Source organism: Phenylobacterium sp. (genome assembly GCF_016124325.1).
Lineage (GTDB): Bacteria > Pseudomonadota > Alphaproteobacteria > Caulobacterales > Caulobacteraceae > Phenylobacterium.
This window is the reverse complement of the sequence record NZ_WGNY01000033.1, coordinates 61,633-81,848: the sequence shown is the minus strand read 5'-3', so window position 1 is coordinate 81,848 and position 20,216 is coordinate 61,633. Positions and strand designations below refer to the sequence as shown.

Here is a 20,216-nt window from a genome sequence, read left to right as displayed (position 1 = left end):
TCCTGGAGCTGAGCCATGCCTATGGCCCGTTCGCGGGCGCGATGGATCGCGCCTGCGCTGGCGCTCGCCTCCATGGCGGGCGGCTGCGACCACCCTTCCGCCCGCATCGCCGCCCGTCAGGCGCGCCTCGACCCCCCGGAACTCTGGCGCGTCGAGGCGCTGGATGCGGAGGGCCGGGTCTCCGGCGCCGTCCGGGTCTGCGCCGACGCGACCATGCGCGGGGCGTTCGGACGCGTGACCGCCGAGTCGGCCGGCCGGCCCTGCCGCCCGCTGGACGACGGCGTGGATCGGAGCGACCTGTACGCCGTCCGCTGCGATCTGGGTGGCCGGCGTTTCGGGCTGACGCTGTCGCGCCAGGGAGATCCCGCCCACGCCTTCACCCAGACGTTCGCCCTGCGCGCCCTGGACGGCGCGGCGACCGCGGCGCGTCAGGTCCGGCGCTTCCGCAGGCTGGGGCCCTGCCCTGACGGTTGGCGGATCGGCGAGCAGATCCGGGACGGGGCGGCGCGGCGCACCGACAGCCTGGCCGGCGTCTGGCCCGCGCCGTGATCGCGCTGATCCTCGCCCAGGCCGCCGCCGTCGCGCCCACCGGGGGCCTCATCAGCTATCCGCCCGCCTTCTTCGCCGCGCAACGACCCGCCAACGCGGCGGAGATGCTGCAGAGGATTCCAGGCTTCATCCTCGACGACGGGGCCTCGGTTCGCGGCTTCGAGGGAGCCGGGGGCAACGTGCTGATCGACGGGGAACGCCCCGCGAGCAAGAGCGACAACCTGAACGCCATCCTCTCCCGCATCCCGGCCGCCCGTGTGGTCCGCATCGACGTGATCCGTGGCGGCGCGCCGGGGATCGACATGCAAGGCAAGCCGGTCGTGGCCAATGTGGTGCTGAAGCCCGAGCGGACCTTGCGGGGGCAGATCGAGGCGCAGGGCATTGCGCTGCCGGATGGGCGTGCGGAGGGCTTCCTGGAATGGCAGGCCTCCGGCGGGGACCAGCGCCAGTCCTGGGAGACCTCCGGCTTCTACGGCCGCGGCTACAGCGGGCTGCTGGGCCAGGGGGTGGGCCTGTCCGCCTCGACATCGGGCCCCACGACCCACACCACCATCGACACCGAGGACGACGGTCGGCTGGAGCAGATCACGGGAGCCTACGAGCGCTCCGTCGCGGGCGGCCGGCTGCGGATCAACGGGCTGGCCTATCACGACGGCCTGAAGTTCGAAGAGGACGACGCCGACGTCGCCTCGTCCGACGTCGAAAGCACCGACCAGCTCACCCGCGACGGCTCACGCGAACTTGGGGCCAACTTCACCCGGCCCCTCCTCGGCGACGGCAAGCTGGAGCTGGTGGGCCTGCGCCGCTCGAGCGATCTGGACCAAACCAGCAGCTTCGCGGCGCCTGGAACGCGCCAGGTGTTCACCATCGACCGTCACACGCAGGAGTCGATCGCGCGTGGCGTGGTCAAGCGCCCGCTGACCGCGTCCCTGTCGGCCGAAGTGGGCGTGGAAGCCGCCCGCAACAGCCTGCGCAGCCGCACCCGGTTCGAAGTGGACGGCGGCGACGTGCCGGTGCCCGCCGCCAACGTGCAGGTGCGCGAACGCCGCGCCGAAGCCTTCGCCAAGGCGAGCTGGCGGCTCGCACCGAAGCTCACCCTGGACGGCCAGATTCGCTACGAGCGATCGACGATCGGGGCCGACGGCGATGTCGTCATCGGCAAGACCCTGGCCTTCGTGAAGCCTCGATTGCTCGTGACCTGGTCGCCGGACGCCGACACCCAGGTACGCCTGCGCGTGGAGCGCGAAGTGGGCCAGCTCGATTTCGACGCCTTTGTCGCCCAGAGCAGCCTCAACACCGCGACCGGCGTGACGGCCGGCAATCCCGACCTGGAGCCCGAGCGCGCATGGGTCGGCGAGGCGGCGTTCGAGCGCCGCTTCTGGGACCGCGGCGCGGTGGTGATCACCGCCAACCACACCGAGGCGAGCGGCGTGGTCGATCGCGGACCCGTCTTCGGGAACGGCGCGCTGTTCGACCGGCCGGCCAACATCGGCGACGGAACGCGCGACAGCCTGAAGCTCGAGCTCACCCTGCCGCTGGATCGTCTGGGCGTGCCCGCCGGCCAGCTCAAGGGCTACGCCACGCGAAGGTGGTCGCGGGTCGACGATCCCACCACCGGCGTCGCGCGGCGCATCTCGGGTGAAAAGCCGATCACGTGGGAGGCGAAGTTCTCGCAGGACATTCCACGCTGGAACCTGACCTGGGGCGCGGAACTCTACAGCGGCTTCCAGCAGGCCTACTACCGGTTCAACGCGGTCGACGCCTACAAGCTTGACCCCTTCCTGATGACCTACGCCGAGTGGCGACCGCGCCGCGACGTGAACGTCCGCATCGTGCTGGAGAACCTCACCAAGCGTGGCTATCGGCGCACCACCGTCACCTACGACGGCGTGAGAGACGCCGCCCGCGACGGGGCGGCCAGCCTGTCGGACCGCAATTTCCACTTCGGACGCGTCCTCTATGTCCGCTTGCGCAAGACGTTCGGCGGCTGATCCGGCGGGGCCGACGCGGCGTCACCGATTGACCGGCCGACCGCGGCGGCTAGCGTGGCGCCCAACCAGAAAACGGGAGCGACGCCGTGCCGGAAGCCATCCTCGAGCCTGACCTGCCCATCGTGGACCCCCACCATCACTTGTGGGACCGGCGCAGCTACGCGACGCCCGAGGTCGACGAGCACCCGTTCATGACCGCCATCGAGCCGGCCAAGCGCTACCTGCTCGACGAGCTGATGGCCGACACCGGCTCCGGCCACAACGTGGTCGCCACCGTGTTCGTGGAGTGCGGCGCGTTCTACAAGGCCGACGGGCCGGTCGACATGCGGGTGGTCGGCGAGACCGAGTTCGTCAACGGCGTGGCCGCCATGAGCGCGAGCGGCATGTACGGCGACTTCCGCGCCTGCGCCGGGATCGTGAGCCGCGCCGACCTGCTGCTGGGCGACGCCGTCAAGCCGGTGCTGGAGGCGCACATCAAGGCCGGCGGCGGGCGGTTCCGCGGCATCCGCAACAGCGCCTCGTTCGAGGCCGACAAGGAGGTGCTGGGTCCGCTGAACCGGGTCGAGGCCGGCCTCTACCTGCGCGATGACTTCCGGGCGGGGTTCAAGCACCTGGCGCCGCTGGGCCTCAGCTTCGACGCCTGGCTGCTGGAGCCACAGCTTCCCGACGTGATCGATCTGGCCCGCGCCTTCCCCGACACCACGATCGTGCTGGACCATGTGGGCACGCCGCTGGGCCGCGCCAGCTATCAGGGCAAGCTTCAGGAGCGGTTCCCGATCTGGAAGGCCAACATCCTGGAGCTGGCCAAGTCGCCGAACGTGGTGGTGAAGCTGGGCGGCCTGGCCATGGCCTTCTGCAACTTCCCGTCGTTCCTGGCGCAGCCGCGGGCGCCGTCGACCCAGCTCGCGCAGGAGTGGAGCCCCTACATCGAGACCTGCATCGAGGCGTTCGGGGCCGAGCGCTGCATGTTCGAGTCGAACTTCCCGGTCGACATGGGCAGCTGCGACTACGCCACGCTGTGGAACGCCTTCAAGCACATCGCCAAGGGCGCCTCGGCCGCAGAGAAAACGGCGCTGTTCTCCGGGACCGCCAAGCGGGTCTACCGGCTGGAGGTGTGAGGTCCTTCCCTCCCCTTCTTGGGGAGGGTGGCCGGCGCGAAGCGACGGACAGGTGGGGGTTGCTGCCTCCCCCACCCCGCTCGCGTCGCGAGTCGCCCTCCCCACGTTGGGGAGGGAAAGGGTCAGTAGCGCTGCTCGACCTTGGCCACGCCCCACTTGGGCGGCGGCGGGACGTAGGACTTGAACCGCTCCAGCGCCGCCTCGGTGCTGTCGGCGTAGATCAGCATGTCGACGTACTGCTGGGCGATGAAGCCGTTGTCGGCCATCTGCTGCACCGTCTGGCGCATCAGGTCGTAGTAGCCGCTCACATTGACGAAGCCGCAGGCCTTCGAGTGGAAGCCCAGGAGCGCCCAGGTCCACTGCTCGAAGATCTCCTCGAAGGTGCCGGGGCCGCCCGGCAGGCAGAGGAAGGCGTCGCCCAACTCGGCCATGGCCCATTTGCGCTCATGCATCGAATTGACGACGCGCAGTTCGGTGAGCCCCGTGTGGCCGATCTCCTGGTTGACCAGATCGGCGGGCATCACGCCGGTGACCTTGCCGCCGGCGGCCAGCGCCGCATCGGCCACCGCGCCCATCAGGCCCACGCGTCCGCCGCCGTAGACCAGGGTCATCCCCGCCTTGGCGATCGCCGTGCCGCAGCGGACGGCTTCCTCCATGAATCTGGGGTCGGTTCCAGGCGACGATCCGCAGTAGACGCAGATGCTTTTCACGTCATGGCCTCGCAGTGGGGCGTGGCGAAAGGGCCGCTCCCTTAGTCCGAATAAACCCGTGTGTCACGGGCGCTGGCCTTGCCCGCGATCCGCAGCTACAAATGGAGGACGGCTCGTCACCTCGATTGGCCGGGCGCCGACGTGTGCGCGGCGGGGACTTCTATCTCGGTAGGTTACGACGAATGGCGAGCGGTACGGTCAAGTGGTTCAATACGGCGAAAGGCTTCGGTTTCATCCAGCCCGATGAGGGCGGAGCCGACATCTTCGTCCACATCTCGGCCCTGAACCAGGCGGGGCTGGATAGCCTCAACGAAGGCGACAAGGTGGAATTCGAGCTCGAGCAGGATCGGCGCTCGGGCAAGCTGGCGGCGACGAGCATCATCGTCACCGAGCACGGCGAGCCCGCGCCGCGCCGCTCCGGCGGCTTCGACCGCGGCGGCGGCGGCGGTTTCGACCGTGGTGGCGGCGGCTACGGCGGCGGCGGCTACGGCGGCGGCGGCGGCCGAGGCTTCGGCGGCGGTGGCGGCGGCGGAGCCGACCGGCCTCGCGGCGCGGTGATGGGCTCGGGCTCGGGCACGGTGAAGTGGTTCAACCCGACCAAGGGGTTCGGCTTCATCAAGCCCGAAGGCGGCGGCCAGGACATCTTCGTCCACATCTCGGCCGTCGAACGGGCGGGTCTCACCAACCTGAACGAAGGCCAGACGGTCAATTTCGACCTCGAACAGGACCGTCGCAGCGGCAAGACCTCCGCGACCAACCTGAAGGTCATCGGCTGACGATCCCTGCGGGCCCGCTCCGGCGGGCCCGTTATTACCGGTCCGGCTGAACCGGATCGAGCCGCGCGGCCCCGCCGCCCGGCAGCTTCGCCACGTATGGCCCGAAGCGCTCGTCCGGCCTCAGATAGTCGGTCGAGACATATTGCGCGCCCGAGGCGAAGGCCGCGGCCTGACGCGTCGTATCGTCGGCGCGGGCTTCCCACGTGTCGGCGTCGGCCCGCGTGCGAACGATGATCCCAGCCTTCACCGCCGCGGCGATGCGCGCCGACTGCTCCTTGGGTTCGTTCAGCGTGATGTACCCCGCGGCCGGCGAACTCTCGTCGATGTTCACGAACGCCGCGCGGCCTTCCAGCACCTTGCGATCCTCGCGGTAGCGCGCGACCTGGTCCGGCGGACAGTCGAGCGCGATCATCACCTTGCCCCGCGCCGCGCCCAACCGCGGCCAGGCTCCGGCGGCGACCGCCTCCCGCAGCGTCGGATAGGCGCCTTGCACCTGATCGGGCGTGATCAGCGCGTCCGCGGGAAACACCGAGCGGATTTCCGCATCGATGGAATCCATCGCCTTGGCGTCGAACAGCGGGGCTTTGGTGGCGCCGGGGATCGAGAGCCCGCCTTCCTTCAGGTTCAGGATGATCAGGATCGGTACGTGGTCGGGGTGCGCCAGCGACCAGGTCCGCACGTCCTTCAGGCACTGGACGAACAGCGGACACACCGAGCGATAGTCGACCGAGGGCTCGTGCAGCACCTTCAGGCCCGGCGTCTTCAGCGGCGTGAAGTCGTAGGGAACCTGCCCCTTGCCCTGCCGATAGCCCAATGGGTTGGCGTAGAGCCCGACGTCGGGGTCGTAGACGATGTCGATCTCGAGCTGGCGGGCGCCCTGGTCGAGCTGGGTCGCCAGCGGCGGCTTGGAATAGTCGAGGCTGTCGGCCGCCTTGGCGTCGACCGCATGGATCATCGCCCACTCGTTGGGCGCGATGGCCATCTTGTAGCTGTTGTGGGTGCCGATCGCCTGAATGGCGTTCATCGGCAGGGCGTCGACCTCGGCCCGCGTGCATCCGGGCGCGCCGGACGGATGTTCGAGCGGGCAGGTCGCGGCGACGGCGGCGGCGAGAACGGCGGCGATCATCGGGGCGCTCCTCTTTGCGGGCGATCCTTGCGGGCAAGCGCGTCAGGCTTATGACGCTCAGTCCCAGGGAATGGGTAGCGGCGCGTCGGGGTAGCGCCCGGAGATCAACGGCGGCAACCGCTCCGCCAGCCCTGGCGGAAAGACGCGGTCGGTCGTGGCTTCCAGGTCGGCCTGGGTCCACCAGCGGATGTCGTCGATCAATTCCCGCTCGAGCGCGTCCCAGCCGCTCCGGTCGGGCTCGCCGCCTTGGCAGCGCGCGACGATGTAGACCTCTCTGAAGAGGGTCGGCCGCGGCAACCGCATCACCCCTTCGCGCACCCAGACCACCGGGCCCAGCTCGAAATCGACAACCCCGGTTTCCTCCCGGATCTCACGGGCGGCGGCTTGCCGATGGGTCTCGCCCGGCTCCACCCCGCCGCCCACGGGAAACCAGGCGCCCGGGCCCTTGGGCGAGGCCGGCAGGCGGCCCTTCATCAGGAGAATGCGGTCGGCGCGGTCGAACAGCAGCACGCGCGCCGTCGGCCGCTCGGGGAGGCCCGGGGAAACCGGATCGGAGGCGCCGGCCGACGAAGTCATGGCCTCATCCTAGCCGCAGCGCCGACGCGTCGAACACCCGATCTTAAGGCCCCCCATGGCAAGTGGAGCGTCCTAGGGTGATGCCAACTTGTTTAAACCTCATAGATTCCTGGGCTTTGGCTTCGCCGCGGCCGATCTGCTGATCGAGATCGACGGTCACGGCCGCGTAGCCTTTGCGCTCGGCGCCGGCGAGGCTGTGCTGGGCGTGGCCGACCATGCGCTGGCCAAGAAGCACTGGCGCGACCTCATCGCGCCCGACGACCAGCCGATGATCGAAGCGCTGTTCCAGGGGCTGGACGACGGCGCGCGTGGGGGGCCGGTTTCGGTCGCCGTCGCGGGCGGCAAGGGCGGGGCCGAACGGTTCGCCAGCTTCACGGCGATCCGGCTGCCGCAGAACGATGGCGCGATCTCCTGCGCCCTGGCCCGGGCGAGCTCGCACAGCGCGGCGCGGCTGCAGACTCCGGAATCGTTCGAAGCCCGCGCAGCCGAACTGGTCGCCGGCGCGACCCAGGATCTGGAGCTCGCGTTCGTGGAACTGGGCGGCGCATCCGCCTTCACCGTCGCGACCAACGATCCGCTGGGCTTCGAGTCCCTCGTGGCGGGGGCGCTGCGGGCGCAGGCCTACCGGGGTGAAGCGGCGACGTCGGTGGGCCTGGACCGATACGCCCTGGTCCGCAGCCGCGACGAGCCGATCGACGCGGTGGCCGGGCGCATCGCGCGCATCCTGGCCAAGGCCGGCGTCGACGGCGTCTCGCCCGAAACCGCGGCGATGCCGCTGAGCGGTGCCAGCCGCCCGCGGCAGGTGGCCCAGGCGCTGCGTTTCGCCCTCAACCAGGTTCTGGAGCAAGGTCTCAGCAAACCGCTGCCTGCCGATCTCTCGGCGGCGCTGGACCAGGCGATGCGGGCCGCGCTGGGCAAGGCCGGGGCGTTGGGCGCCGCCATCCGCATGCGCCGCTTCCAGCTCGCTTTCCAGCCGGTCGTGAAGCTGGCCGACGGGACCCTTCACCACCACGAGGTGCTGGTGCGCTTCGGCTCGGACGGCAGTCCCTTCCCGACCATCCGCATGGCCGAGGAAATGGAGCTGATCGAGCCCCTCGATATCGCGGTGCTGGAGGAGACCCTGGCGGTGCTCGCCCGCGATCCCGCTCACGTCCTGGCCGTGAATGTGTCGGGCCGCAGCCTGATGAGCGAGCGCTACATCGATCGCGTCACGACCTTGCTGCGCGAGCAGCCGCACGCCAAGGGCCGGCTGATGTTCGAACTGACCGAGAGCGCCGCGGTCGAGGACCTCGCGCTCGCCGACCGTCATATCCAGGCCCTGCGCCAAGCCGGCTGCGAGGTCTGTCTCGACGATTTCGGGGCCGGGGCGGCCTCGCTGGCCTATCTCCAGCAGCTCAGCCTCGACCTGCTCAAGATCGACGGCCGCTACATCCGCGACCTGCAGCATGGCGGCCGCGAGGCGACGTTCGTGAAGCACCTGGTCAACATGTGCGCGGAGTTGAAGGTGCGGACCCTGGCCGAGATGGTGGAGACGCCCGAGGCCGAGGAGGCCGTGCGCCTGGCCGGCGTCGACTATGCCCAGGGCTGGCTCTACGGGCGGGCTGGAGAAGCCCCTCAGAGCGCGGCGGCCTTCGCCGAGCGTCGCAAGGCCGGTGGCGAAGGGCCGCTGCTCCGCCGCGCGGCGCTCGACCGGAAGAAGGACTGGGGCTGAGCCGCCTCACATTCTCTTGATGACGGCCGCACGACGGCTGGGCGTCCGAAATTTCGGGGCGTAGGGTCTCTCCAGAGGGCGGCGTCGGCTGGCCCCGTACCGGTCGCCGACCGTCCATAACCGCGCGCAAGAGCGCTTCGATCTCCCGCTGACGGGGCGCTCTCGGCGCTCCGACGCATACCCGCTCGAGACGGATATGCGCCTTGACGGAGGTTGAGAGCGCTTCGGACGGCGAAACCGGTATCCACGTTCGCCTGGCGCGCTCTCGGTGATGGGAGAACGCAACATGGCAATCCAGGAAAAGGGGTCGGTTCGGGCGCTTGCGCTCGTCGGCCCCACGAGCGCCGGCAAGACGGCCCTGATGGAGGCCCTGCTGGAGGCCGCCACCGGACATGCGGTGCGCCCCGGCGAGGTGGGCGACTCTAGCCCGGAGGCCCGCGCCCGCGGCCATTCGGTGGAGCTGAACCTGGCCGGCTTCGACTTCATGGGCGACCGCTACGTGGTCGTCGACTGTCCCGGCTCGCTGGAGTTCTGTTCCGAGATCGACCCCGCCCTTCCCGCCGCCGACCTGGCGATCGTGGTGGCCGAGCCCGACCCCGCCAAGGCGGCGTTGCTGCAACCCACCCTGCGCGAACTGGAGCGGCTGGGCGTGCCCCACGCCCTCTTCATCAACAAGATGGACCAGGCCCGGGGCAGTCTCCAGGAGTTGCTGGACGCGCTGACCCCGGTGGCGACCACGCCGCTGGTCGCCCGGCAGATCCCCACCTGGGTGGGCGACAAGGTCTCGGGCTATATCGACCTGGCGCTGGAGCGGTGCTTCGTCTACCGGCCGGGCAAGGCCAGCGAGCAGATCGACATCCCCGGCGAGTTGAAACAGGAAGAGGCGGACGCGCGCTTCCACATGCTGGAGCAGCTCTCCGACTTCGACGACGAACTGCTGGAACAGTTGCTGTCCGACGTGACGCCCAGCCGCGACGCGGTGTTCGCCGACCTCGTGCGCGAGATGAACGACGGGCTGATCACGCCGGTGTTCTTCGGATCGGCCCAGAACGGCTTCGGCGTCCGCCGACTCCTCAAGGCGCTGCGCCACGAGACGCCGCCCTCGTCGATGGCGGCCGAGCGGATCGGGATCACGAAGGGCGCCTATGTGCTGAAGGCCGCCTATGCCGGCCAGTCGGGCAAGCTGGCCTACGCCCGCGTATTCGGCGCGCCACTCCCGGACGGCGCCGACTTCATCCTGCCCGACGGCCAGAAGAGCCGCGCCGGCGGGCTTTCCGAGGTGCAGGGCTCGTCGCTGAAGAAGATCGCCCAGGCCCCGGTGGGCGACATCTGCGCCATCGGCAAGGTGGAGCAGGCAGGCGGCGGCCAGATCCTCTCCACCACCGGCGAGCCGCAGATCGTGAAGGCGGCCGCGCGGCCCAGGCGACCGCTGTTCGCGGTGGCCCTGATGGCGCGCAACCGCAGCGACGACGTACGGCTCTCGGGAGCCCTGGGCAAGCTGGTCGAGGAGGATCCCGGCCTCTCGCTGACCCACGACGCCGAGCAGCGGCAGGTGCTGCTGGCGGGCCAGGGCGAAGGCCATGTGCGCCTGGCGCTGGAGCGGCTGAAGCGGCGCTACGGCGTGGAGATCGACACGGTCCAGCCCAAGACGCCCTATCGCGAAACCATCGGGCGCGGGACCACCCAGCGCGCGCGCCACAAGAAGCAGTCGGGCGGCCATGGGCAGTTCGCCGACGTGACCATCGAGGTGCGGCCCCTGCCCCGTGGCTCGGGCTTCCAGTTCCAGTCGAAGGTCGTCGGCGGCGCGGTGCCCAAGCAGTGGATCCCCGCGGTGGAGGCCGGCGTGCGCGACGGCCTGACCAAGGGCCCGCTGGGCTTCCCGGTGACCGATCTGGAGGTGACGCTGATCGACGGCATGACCCACTCCGTCGACTCTTCGGAAATGGCGTTCCGCACGGCTGGGCGCCTGGCGATCGAGGAGGCGCTGAAGGCCCTGGGCACCACCCTGCTGGAGCCGATCGAGAAGCTCACGGTCTATTCGCCGTCGCCCAGCGCCTCGCACGTGACGTCTGCGCTCACCGCGCGGCGGGGCCAGATCCTGGGGCTGGCGCCGCGGGCCGACTGGCAGGGTTGGGAGCAGATCGAGGCCTATCTGCCGCAAAGCGAGCGGCAGGACCTGATCGCCGAGCTCCGGGGCCTGACCCAGGGCCTCGGCGCCTTCGAGGCCGACTTCGACCACATGAGCGAGCTCCATGGCCGCCTGGCCGAGGAAGCCGCCCAGGCGGCGCGGCCGGAGGCGTAGTTTCCCTTCCCGCATCGCGGGAAGGGGGGACCGCCGGCTGAGCGTAGCGAAAAGCCGGCGGTGGGAAGGGAGAGCGGCTCTCACGGAGCATGAAGCCGCTAACCCGACCAACCGCGCTTCCGGCTTGCCCTCTCCACCAGTCGCTCTTCGGCGACTGGTCCCCCTCTCCCGCTTCGCGGGAAAGGAAGGGCGCGGTAATGACGCTCATGCCTCAGCGACTCTCCCTGACCGCCCTGCTCGTCGGCGACTACGACGAGGCCATCGGCTTCTACGTCGGCAAGGCCGGCTTCGACCTGGCGGAAGACACCGACATGGGCGGCGGCAAGCGCTGGGTGGTGGTGCGCCCGCCGGGCTCCGACGCCGGCCTGTTGCTGGCCAAGGCCGTCGGCGACCAGGCCACGCGGGTCGGCGACCAGGGCGCGGGCCGCGTCTTCCTGTTCCTCGAGACCGACGACTTCGGCCGCGACCATGGGAGGATGGCCGCGGCCGGCGTCAGGTTCCTGGAGGCCCCCCGCCACGAGCCCTATGGGACGGTGGCGGTGTTCGAGGACCTCTACGGGAACAGGTGGGACCTCATTCAGCCGGCGCGGGCTGCTTCTGCTGCTGAGCCGCGATAAGGCCGTCGTCGATCTCGACGGCGCGCTTGGCCGCCGGGCGGGCCTCCAGCCGCGCCACATAGGCCTCGAACGCCGGGCGCTTCTCGATGCTTCCGAACTGCATGCCCCAGCCGATGTGGGCGCCGAGGTAGAGATCGGCCGCGGTGAAGCTGTCGCCGGCGACGTACTCGCGGCCGGTCAGCAGGCCCTCAAGCGTGTCCAGCACGTCCTCGATGCTGCCATAGCCCAGCATCATCTTGCGTTCGGGCGGAGCCTCCCAACCCATCGACTTGACGCTCACCGCCTGCTCGACCGGCCCGGCGGCGAAGAACAGCCAGCGATAGTAGGGCCCGCGCAGCTTGCTGCCGTGGGGCGGCGCCAGCCCGGCCTGCGGGAACGCGTCGGCCAGATAGGCGCAGATGGCGCCGCACTCGGTGACGACGGTGTCGCCGTGTTTGATCGCCGGCACCTTGCCCATCGGGTTGACGGCCAGGAACTCGGGCGACTTCGAGCCCGCGCCCCATTCCAGTAGCTCGGTGCGATAGGGCTGACCTACCTCCTCAAGCATCCAGCGGATGATCCGGCCGCGGGACATGGGGTTGGTGTAGAAGACCAGTTCGTCGGACATTTCGAGGCTCCTTCCGCTCTCGGACGGGAGTAGACGCCCGGCCTGCTGACAGGGGCATGTCAGCAGTGTTGCAGCAGAGCCTAGGGTCCGTCAGGGTGAAGTGGATGCCGGTTCACCCGCCCGGACGGGCCCTAAACTCCTGAAGATAGAGCCTTCTCGTCCGGATCAAGTGATCCCACCTGATCCGGGAAGGCTCTACGCCGGTTGAAGGCGGAGCGTCTCGCGACGCAGGTAGAGCTCGGCGGCGATCAGGTTCGGAATCCACGAGATCCAGGCCGTCGCCACATAGATCTGGTGGAAGGTCAGGCCGGCCATCACCCCCAGCGGCAGGTAGAGGCGCAGGGTGACGGCGGCGAAGGTCAGCGCGAACGAGCGGATCATCCAGCGCCGATGCTCGTCGAACCGCCGGGCGCGGGCGGTGAGCCAGCCCTGGCCGGTGCAATAGATCCAGATGGGCGCGAGCAGGCCGAAGCCCAGGCCGGCGATCGGTCCGGAGGTGGTGCCGAAGGCGAGCGCGAAGCCGGCGCAGCCCCCGACGATGCAGCCGGTGGCGTAGACCCGGCCGATCCAGCGGTGGAGCGCGCGGCGACGGCGCACGGCCGGCAGGAACTGGAAGCCGCCCAGGAGGAGTGCGGTGGCCGCGCCGCCGGCATGTAGCGTCAGCCAGGGCCGCGCGAAGAGGTTGGCGGCGATCTCGGTCGACAGCGGCGCGAACTGGACGACGTAGCGATAGGAGAAGAGTGCGATCCCGACGCTCAGAAACACGGCCGCGCCCCAGCCGGCGCCCTGCAAGCTCTTGGAAACCCTCGTGTTCATGCCGCGCCCTCGCAGTTCAAGACCGGGCCGAGACAGCCAGGCCCGGCCGCGGAGGGCAAGCGGCCGTCGCGTGAATGGCGCCGTTCGTTCGCGAACGGATGCGCGAGCTTCGCCAGTCGTGGCAGTCTCTCGTGAACGAGTCCTGACAGGGAGAACCGATGGCTGACCTTCTGGCCCCGGCCCGTCTGCGCCGCCTCGCCGCCGACCTGACGCTGTGGGCCGCGATCGGCGTGGTGATGGCGTTCCTGGGCCCGTTCGGCTCGTCGGAGCGGACGCTGGGCGAACGCTTCGCCTACTGGATGGCCTGCATGATGGGCGGGGGATTGATCGGCATCGCCATCGACGCGCCGGTGAGCCGCCGGGTCCGGCCGTTCTGGCCGCGGCTGCTGATCTCCAGCATCGGCATGACGCCGCCGGTGATCCTTCTGGTCGGACTGGCCAATCACTTCCTCGGACGCATGCACCTGACGTTGCTGAACGTCATCACGCCGTGGTTCCAGGTGTTCATCGTCTGCTTCGCCGCCATGTGCCTGCGCCAACTCGCCTGGGCCCACCCCGTGACGCCGGTCGACACCGGGGCGGAGCCGGCGGCCCCGCCGCCCGATCCCACGGCGGCCTTCCGCCAGCGCCTGTCGGCCAAGCGGCGGGGCGCGGCGATCCTGGCCGTGGAGGCCGAGGACCACTACCTGCGCGTCCACACCGACGCGGGCGACGAGCTGATCTCGGCCCGCTTCGGCGACGCCCTGGCCGAGCTGTCGGGCGCGCCGGGCTTCCAGACGCATCGGTCGTGGTGGGTGGCGGCGGGGGCGATCGACGACGTGCGATGGATGCGGGGCCGCGGCGAGGCGCGCCTGACCTGCGGCCTGACGGTGCCGATCAGCCGTAGCAACGCGGCGCCCTTGAAGGCGGCCGGCTGGTTCTAGCGCGCTAGGCGAAGAGGTCGAGTTGCTGGCCCGGCGTGTAGGGCTGTTGCGCTTCAGCCTGCGGGGCCTGGGTCACCTGGGCGAGCGCGCCGCTGAGCTGGACGGCGGGGCCGCGGCTGGAGTCCACGTCGCCGGGCCTGCCGACGGCGTTGGCGGCGTCGGTCTTATCGGTCTTGCCCGCCTTCTCAGGCGCGTTGACGCCGTTGGGCCCGTCCTTGGGATGCGCCGGGTCGACGCCCTTCTTGGCGTATTCGACGTCCGTGCAGTTCTTGCACGGGTAGCCGTTGACGATCTCGATGGCCATGCCGCGCTTGTCGCACGGCCTGGGTTAAGCGGCCGTTGAAGGCGCCTTCAGGTTGTCGAGGAAATCCAGCAGCGCGCGGTTGAACGCCTCAGGCCGGTCGATGTTCGCGGCGTGGCCGGCGCCCTCGATCAATGCTTTCCTCGCGCCGGGGATCTTGGCGGCCATGTAGTCGGAGGCGACCAGGAAGGGCGTGTCCTCCGAGCCCACCACCACGATCGACGGGACCTTGATCTCGGGCAGAGAAGCGATCACGCCGGCGTCGCGCTGGGTGAGCATGCCGCGGGCGGCCAGAGCCAGCCCCTTGGCGCTGGAATGCTGGGCCGTGCGCCGCTCGGCGCTGCCGGCCTCCAGGACGGCCAAGCCTTCGGTCTCGTAACGCTCGGCGGTCTTGATGGCGTTCTTGTTCCAGCCCGCGCGGGCCTCGTCGCTCTTGTAGCCGGGGCCGGTGTCGATGATCAGCAGCGCCTCGACCCGCTCGGGATGGAGCCGGTGGAAGGCGAGCGACATGTAGCCGCCCAACGAGAGCCCGCCGACGATGGCCGTCTTGGCTCCCACCTCGTCCAGCAGCGCCGCCATGTCGGCGACGGTGGCCGCCTCGGAATAGAGGGCGGGATCGTCCGGGCTGTCGCTGCGGCCATGACCGCGCATGTCCCAGGTCACCAGCCGGTGGACCCTGGACAGCGGCTCCACCTGGCCCCGCCACATCTGCGAGGTGGCCGAATAGCCATGGGTGAGCAGGATCACCGGCCCGCTATCGCCATGGACCTCGTAGTAGAGCCGCACCCCGTCGCGCGTCAGCGTGGCCATGGCGTCCTCCCGTTTTCGTTGACGCGCATGGAAGGCCCTTGGGGCCGGCGCGTCAAACCTGGGTGGCGATCCACTCGTCGACGTGGCGCTCCAGCACCGTCAGCGGCATGGGCCCTGAGAGCAGCACGGCGTCGTGGTAGGCCTTGAGGTCGAACTTCGCGCCGAGCTTGGCCTTGGCCGTCTCGCGCACCTTCACCCAGACGGTGTGGCCCACCTTGTAGCTGTTGGCCTGGCCCGGCGAGGAGAAGTAGCGCTCCACCTCCCGCTGGGCGCGGGCGGTGGTGTTGCCGAACGTGTCGACCATGTACTTCGTCGCCTGGTCGCGGCCCCAGCGCTTGTAGTGGATGCCGGTGTCGGTCACGAGCCGGGCGGCGCGGAACAGCAGCGACTGGAGATAGCCCACCTTCAGCAACGGATCGCCCGCATTGGCGCCGATCTCGTCGGCGAGCTGTTCGGCGTAGAGCGCCCAGCCCTCGGAGAAGGCCGAGAAGCCGAAGCCGGCGCGGCGGATGATCGGGATGCGGTCGCTCTCCTGCATCAGGGCGATCTGCAGGTGGTGGCCGGGCACCGTCTCGTGGTGGGCCAGCGTCGGCAGGTTGTAGCGCGGCCAGTCGCTGGTCTCCTTCAGGTTGATGTAGAAGGCCGCCGGGCGCGAACCGTCCAGCGCGGCGCGCTGGTAGTAGCCGTTGGCCGCCCCGTCCTGGATGAACACCGGCACCCGGCGCACCTCGACCTTGGCCTTGGGCAGGGTGCGGAAGGCGTTCGGCAGCAGCTTGTAGACCTCGACGATGTGGGCGTTGAGGTCGGCGATCATCTGCTCGCGGCCGGCGTCGTTGGCCGGGTAGACCTGGGCCGGATCCTCGTTGAGCGCCATCAGCCGCTCGCCGACCGTGCCCTTGCTCATCCCCTGCGCCTTCAGCAGGCCGTCGATCTGGCCGGAGATGTCGGCCACCTGGTCGCGGCCGAGCTGATGGACCTCCTCCGGCGTGTAGTTGGTGGTGGTCGAGGCCTTCACCGCGTCGGCGTAGTAGGCGTCGCCGCCGGGCAGCGCCCAGACCCCCGTGTCCGGCTTCGCCTTGGCGCGCACGCCCTCCATGGCGGCGATCTGGCGGTCGAGCGCCGGATAGACCTCGGCCTCGACGATCTTCCGCGCGCGGCCGGCCCAGTCGCCGTCGAGCTTGGCGGCGGCGGCCTTCTTGGCCAGCGAGGTGACGAGGATCACCTGGTCGGCCGGCTTGCCGCGCAGGGCGCGCATCTGACCCAGCGACAGATCGCAGACGAAGTCGGGCGGGATCACACCCATGGCCACGTCGGCCGACTGACGGGCGACGTCGTTGTCCATGGCCTTGGCGAAGGCCGAGAGGCGCGAAAGGTAGGCCTCGGCGTCGGCCGCGTTGGCGACCCGGTGCTGGCTGTCGAGGAAGTCGGGGACGTTGGCGTAGGCGCCGCCCCGCTGGCTGATCACATAGGGGCTGAAGTTGCCGCCCACGTCGCCGAACTTGTAGCGGTCGCCGTTCTTCAGGGCCGTCTCGTTGCCGTAGAGCACGACATCGAGGTCGATCTTGGCGCTATCCGACAGCTTGGCGCGGTCGATGGCCTTCAGGTCGCCCACCCAGCCACGGGTCCGTTCCAGGCGGTGCGCCTTGCCGGCGGCGGAATTGTCGTTGAGCTGGGCCTTCAGGCCTGCCCGCGCGCCCTTGTCGAGACCAAGGGAGGTCGCGGCCTGAGGACTCTCGTCGATGGTCTCGTTGAAGATGCGGTCGAACAGGGCGCTCAGCTTCGCATCCTCCGACGCGGGCTGGGCGGCGGCAGGCAGCGCGCTCGCGAGGGCGACGCTGGCCGTCGTGACGAGGAAGCTGCGGCGGTCGAACTGGTTCATGACGATGTCCCCAAGAAGCGTGCGTCAGGCCTTGGCCGTGGCGATGTAGTTGTCGACGGCGGCTTCGAGCACCGTCAGCGGCATGGCGCCCGACAGCAGCACGGCGTCGTGGAAGGCCTTGATGTCGAACCGGCCGCCCAGGGCCGCCTTGGCCTTGTCGCGCAGGCGCAGGATGGTGAGCTTGCCCACCATGTAGCTGCAGGCCTGGCCCGGGTTACAGGCGTAGCGCTCGATCTCCTGCCCCGACAGCGTGATCGGGTCGCCGTCGATGCCTGACAGCGTGGTGACCGCCTTCTCGCGGCTCCAGCGCAGGTGGTGCAGGCCGGTGTCGGTGACGAGACGGCCGGAGCGCAGCAAGGCGTCGTGGATATAGCCCAGCTCGTAGAGCGGCTCGCCTTCGTAGAAGCCCATCTCCTTGGCCAATTGCTCGGAATAGAGCGCCCAGCCCTCGACATAGGCGCCGAACCCGCTGATCCGGCGGATCATGGGCAGGTCGCTCTCCTGGGCCAGCGAGATCTGGAAGTGGTGCCCCGGCACGCCCTCGTGGAACGTCGTGGTGGGCATGAACCAGAACGGCGACTCCGCCGTGTCGCGCAGGTTGATCCAGTAGATGCCGGGCCGCGTCCCATCGAGGCTGCCCGAGGTGTAATGCGTGGACGCCCCCTGCTCCGTCGCCGGCGGGATGCGGCGGACCTCAAGCCCCGCCTTGGGCAAGTGGTCGAACATGCTGGGCAGACGGGCTTCCATCTGCTGGACCAGCTTGTTCAGGTCGGCGACCAGCTTGGCCTTGCCCGCGTCGGTGTTGGGGTAGACGAGCTTCTTCGACTTGTAGAGCGCGTCGTAGCGCTCGCCGACCGTGCCCTGGGTGAAGCCCACCTGCTTGAAGAGCACGTCGGCGCGGGCCCAGAGGTCGCGGGTGACGTCGAGGCCCATCTGGTGGACCTCCTGGGGCGTCATGGTGGTGGTGGTCTGGGCCTTGAGGCAGGCGGCATAGTAGGCCTCGCCGTCTGGCAAGCGCCAGACGCCGGCGTCGTGCACGGCCTTGCCCTTCTGCTCCTCCAGCAGCGCCATCTGCCGCTCCAGCGCCGGCAGCACCTTGGCCGTGTAGACGGCGGCGGCTTCCTTGGCCCAGTCGCCGGCGATCCCCTTGGCCTTTGCCCGCTCGACGAGCGAGGTTACCAGGCTCGATGTCTCGGGCGGCGCGTGGAGCACCTTCATCTGGTCGAGCGCGCCGGCGACGGCGAAGTCGGGGGGGATCACGCCCAGGCCCGCGTCACGACGGGCGCATTCGATCTCCTCGTCCATGACCCGCGCGAACTCGCCCAGGCGGGCGACATAGGCCTCGGCGTCCTCGCGGGTCTCGATGGTGTGCTGCGACGACAGGAAGTCGGGAACGTAGGTGTAGGCGCCGTCGATCTGGCTCAGCGTGTAGGGACTGCCGGCGCCGGAGCCGCCGTAGGCGAACTGGCGGTTGGCGTCGTCGGTCGTCTGCAGCCCGAACAGCAGGGTGTCGTAGTTGATCGCCGCCATGCCCGACAGCTGGCTGCGCTCGATGGCCTTCAGCCGACGGAGCTGGTCGGCGTTCTGCGCGCGGCGACGCGCGATGCCGGCCAGCGACGCGTCGTGCAGCTTCGCCTTGGCCGCGGCGCGATCCCCGGTGTCGAGGCCGAGCCCGGTGACCAGTTCGGGACTGTCGGCCAGCGTCTCGCTGAAGAGATCGTCCATCAGCTTGGAAAGCTGGGCCTCGGCGCCGCCTTGGGCGGGCTGGGCCCAACCGACCGATGCGCGGCCGGACAGCGCCAGGGCGCCCGCGGCCCCCAGAAGTTGCCTGCGGTTCTGCACGGACGTCTCCCTGTAACGCGTGTGTGACGTTGGCTTAGAGGGGCCGGGGCGATCCCGGCAAGCCGGCGGGAACGATCCCAGCATTAATTCCCGGTAATGCGAAAGGACTTGCCCTCGCAACCTAGCGCCAAGTGGTGGGATCGGCTGATATGCAGGGGGCTCGACGCAAGGATTCCATTTCGATGTTACGTCTATCGCGGTACGCGCTGGCCGCCGTCCTGACGCTTACGCCCGCCGCGGGCGTGCTGGCGGCCGACGCGCCGGCAAGGCCGGCCGCGGCCGATCGGACGTTGCAGTCGATCCGCGCCGGAGCCGGCTTCAAGGCCGCCATGGCCTATCTGGACCAGACCTACGACCGCGTCGTCGACGAGACCATCGAGCTCACCGAGATTCCGGCTCCGCCCTTCAAGGAGAAGGCGCGGGGCGAGGCCTACATGGCCAAACTGAAGGCCCTGGGCCTGACCGACGTGGAGATGGACGCCGAGGGCAACGTCATGGGCCTGCGCCGCGGGACCGGCCCGGCGGGCGGCCCGGTGGTGGTGTTCGCCGCCCACCTCGACACCGTCTTCCCCGCCGGCACCGACGTGAAGGTGCGGCGCGAGGGCACAAAGCTGATGGCGCCCGGCGTAGGCGACGACACGCACTCGCTGGCGGTGGAGCTGGCCTACATCCGCGCGTTGGACGCCGCGAAGATCAGGACGAAGAAGGACATCCTCTTCGTCGGCAACGTGGGCGAGGAAGGCCCGGGCGACCTGCGCGGCGTGCGCTACCTGTTCGGCAAGGGCAAGTACAAGGACCGCATCTCGGCCTTCTTCTCCATGGATGGGACGGCCGCCGACCGGATCACCTACGGAGCCGTGGGCTCGCGCCGCTACCGGGTGACCTTCAAGGGCCCCGGCGGCCACAGCTACGGCGCGTTCGGCCTGGTGAATCCCATGGCCGCCATGGGGACGACGGTGGTCGAGATGAACCGGATCAAGACTCCGTCCGATCCCAAGACCACCTATATGACCAGCGTCGTCGGCGGCGGGACGAGCGTGAACTCGATCCCCAACGCGGTGTGGCTGGAGGTGGACATGCGTTCGGAAAGCGCCGCGGAACTGGCTAAGCTGGACGCGAAGTTCCTGGCCATCGTGAAGGACGCGGTCGACGCCGAGAACACGGCGCGCTCTACCCGCGCGGGCCGGATCAGCGCCGACGTCAAGCAGATCGGCGACCGGCCCACGGGCGCCACCAGCCCGGACGCCCCGATCGTGCAGTTGACCGCCGCGGCCGTGCGCGCCGCGGGCTACCGGCCCGAGTTGGGCGCCAGTTCGACGGACTCCAACATCCCGATCAGCTTGGGCATACCGGCCGTGACCATCGGCTCCGGCGGAACCGGCGGGCGGGCCCATTCGCTGGACGAATGGATCGACGTCTCCAAGCCCGAGAATCTCAGGGGCATGGGCGTGGGGCTCTCGGCCCTGCTGGCGATGGCCGACGGCTGAGGCGGGCGTTCAGCCCGAGTTCAGCCGAAATGCTGGAGCTTGTGGCCTATTCCCGGACGTCGGCGCCACGCTGAC

Annotated in this window: 18 protein-coding genes and 1 pseudogene; 10 read left to right on the top strand and 9 right to left on the bottom strand. The window is 69.7% G+C overall.

Features of this window, described 5'->3' with window-relative positions:
* Positions 1 to 15: 15 nt before the first annotated feature.
* The 3 genes from GC203_RS18600 (at position 16) to GC203_RS18590 (ending at position 3,658) form a co-directional block, all read left to right on the top strand.
* Positions 16 to 549, top strand: a complete 534-nt coding sequence (locus tag GC203_RS18600) for a hypothetical protein (protein ID WP_293457787.1) — start codon at positions 16 to 18, stop codon at positions 547 to 549.
* Positions 546 to 2,540, top strand: coding sequence for a TonB-dependent receptor (locus GC203_RS18595; protein WP_293457786.1), 1,995 nt, complete (start codon positions 546 to 548; stop codon positions 2,538 to 2,540). The genes GC203_RS18600 and GC203_RS18595 overlap by 4 nt, the downstream gene beginning before the upstream one ends.
* 86 nt (positions 2,541 to 2,626) lie before the next feature.
* Complete coding sequence (locus GC203_RS18590) at positions 2,627 to 3,658, top strand: amidohydrolase family protein (RefSeq protein ID WP_293457785.1); 1,032 nt, start codon at positions 2,627 to 2,629, stop codon at positions 3,656 to 3,658.
* 122 nt (positions 3,659 to 3,780) lie between these two features.
* On the opposite strand, the gene GC203_RS18585 is transcribed toward GC203_RS18590, so the two are convergent.
* Positions 3,781 to 4,368 carry a TIGR00730 family Rossman fold protein gene (locus tag GC203_RS18585; protein ID WP_293457784.1) on the bottom strand — a complete coding sequence of 196 codons (588 nt, stop codon included), beginning with the start codon at positions 4,366 to 4,368 and terminating at the stop codon, positions 3,781 to 3,783.
* Between the two features lie 182 nt (positions 4,369 to 4,550).
* Between GC203_RS18585 and GC203_RS18580 the strand changes: the two are divergent.
* Positions 4,551 to 4,739: pseudogene (locus GC203_RS18580) on the top strand (cold-shock protein); the annotation flags it as partial.
* A gap of 186 nt (positions 4,740 to 4,925) precedes the next feature.
* On the top strand, positions 4,926 to 5,144 hold the full coding sequence (locus GC203_RS18575; RefSeq protein WP_293457907.1) for a cold-shock protein: 219 nt from the start codon (positions 4,926 to 4,928) through the stop codon (positions 5,142 to 5,144).
* 34 nt (positions 5,145 to 5,178) lie between these two features.
* Here GC203_RS18575 and GC203_RS18570 read toward each other — a convergent pair whose 3' ends face one another.
* Together GC203_RS18570 and GC203_RS18565 are read right to left on the bottom strand one after the other, a co-directional pair.
* Positions 5,179 to 6,270, bottom strand: a complete 1,092-nt coding sequence (locus GC203_RS18570) for a phosphatidylinositol-specific phospholipase C1-like protein (RefSeq protein WP_293457783.1) — start codon at positions 6,268 to 6,270, stop codon at positions 5,179 to 5,181.
* 57 nt (positions 6,271 to 6,327) lie between these two features.
* On the bottom strand, positions 6,328 to 6,846 hold the full coding sequence (locus tag GC203_RS18565) for an NUDIX domain-containing protein (protein ID WP_293457782.1): 519 nt from the start codon (positions 6,844 to 6,846) through the stop codon (positions 6,328 to 6,330).
* Positions 6,847 to 6,934: 88 nt separating this feature from the next.
* On the opposite strand from GC203_RS18565, the gene GC203_RS18560 reads away from it, so the two are divergent.
* The 3 genes from GC203_RS18560 to GC203_RS18550 all read left to right on the top strand — a co-directional run bounded on the left by GC203_RS18560 (position 6,935) and on the right by GC203_RS18550 (position 11,476).
* On the top strand, positions 6,935 to 8,557 hold the full coding sequence (locus GC203_RS18560; protein ID WP_293457780.1) for an EAL domain-containing protein: 1,623 nt from the start codon (positions 6,935 to 6,937) through the stop codon (positions 8,555 to 8,557).
* 286 nt (positions 8,558 to 8,843) lie between these two features.
* Positions 8,844 to 10,859: an elongation factor G gene (locus GC203_RS18555; RefSeq protein ID WP_293457778.1), complete on the top strand. Its 2,016-nt coding sequence runs from the start codon at positions 8,844 to 8,846 to the stop codon at positions 10,857 to 10,859.
* 206 nt (positions 10,860 to 11,065) lie between these two features.
* A complete protein-coding gene (locus GC203_RS18550; protein WP_293457904.1) occupies positions 11,066 to 11,476 on the top strand; it encodes a VOC family protein in 411 nt (136 codons plus the stop codon).
* On the opposite strand, the gene GC203_RS18545 is transcribed toward GC203_RS18550, so the two are convergent.
* Together GC203_RS18545 and GC203_RS18540 are read right to left on the bottom strand one after the other, a co-directional pair.
* On the bottom strand, positions 11,433 to 12,083 hold the full coding sequence (locus tag GC203_RS18545) for a glutathione S-transferase family protein (protein ID WP_293457776.1): 651 nt from the start codon (positions 12,081 to 12,083) through the stop codon (positions 11,433 to 11,435). The genes GC203_RS18550 and GC203_RS18545 overlap by 44 nt on opposite strands.
* 195 nt (positions 12,084 to 12,278) lie before the next feature.
* Complete coding sequence (locus GC203_RS18540; RefSeq protein WP_293457773.1) at positions 12,279 to 12,899, bottom strand: DUF2306 domain-containing protein; 621 nt, start codon at positions 12,897 to 12,899, stop codon at positions 12,279 to 12,281.
* A gap of 158 nt (positions 12,900 to 13,057) precedes the next feature.
* Between GC203_RS18540 and GC203_RS18535 the strand changes: the two genes are divergently transcribed.
* Complete coding sequence (locus GC203_RS18535) at positions 13,058 to 13,822, top strand: LytTR family DNA-binding domain-containing protein (protein WP_293457770.1); 765 nt, start codon at positions 13,058 to 13,060, stop codon at positions 13,820 to 13,822.
* 4 nt (positions 13,823 to 13,826) lie between these two features.
* Here the strand turns inward: GC203_RS18535 and GC203_RS18530 are convergent, their stop codons facing one another.
* The 4 genes from GC203_RS18530 to GC203_RS18515 are packed head-to-tail and all read right to left on the bottom strand — an operon-like array spanning position 13,827 to position 18,654.
* Positions 13,827 to 14,126, bottom strand: coding sequence for a hypothetical protein (locus tag GC203_RS18530; protein ID WP_293457768.1), 300 nt, complete (start codon positions 14,124 to 14,126; stop codon positions 13,827 to 13,829).
* 24 nt (positions 14,127 to 14,150) lie between these two features.
* Positions 14,151 to 14,933 carry an alpha/beta fold hydrolase gene (locus tag GC203_RS18525; RefSeq protein WP_293457766.1) on the bottom strand — a complete coding sequence of 261 codons (783 nt, stop codon included), beginning with the start codon at positions 14,931 to 14,933 and terminating at the stop codon, positions 14,151 to 14,153.
* 52 nt (positions 14,934 to 14,985) lie between these two features.
* On the bottom strand, positions 14,986 to 16,812 hold the full coding sequence (locus GC203_RS18520; protein ID WP_293457763.1) for a DUF885 family protein: 1,827 nt from the start codon (positions 16,810 to 16,812) through the stop codon (positions 14,986 to 14,988).
* A 24-nt stretch (positions 16,813 to 16,836) separates the two neighbouring features.
* Entirely contained in the window at positions 16,837 to 18,654 is a 1,818-nt protein-coding gene (locus GC203_RS18515) for a DUF885 family protein (protein WP_293457760.1), read from the bottom strand.
* Positions 18,655 to 18,836: 182 nt separating this feature from the next.
* Here GC203_RS18515 and GC203_RS18510 point away from each other — a divergent pair, with 182 nt between their 5' ends.
* Entirely contained in the window at positions 18,837 to 20,141 is a 1,305-nt protein-coding gene (locus GC203_RS18510) for a M20/M25/M40 family metallo-hydrolase (protein ID WP_293457757.1), read from the top strand.
* Positions 20,142 to 20,216: the final 75 nt, after the last annotated feature.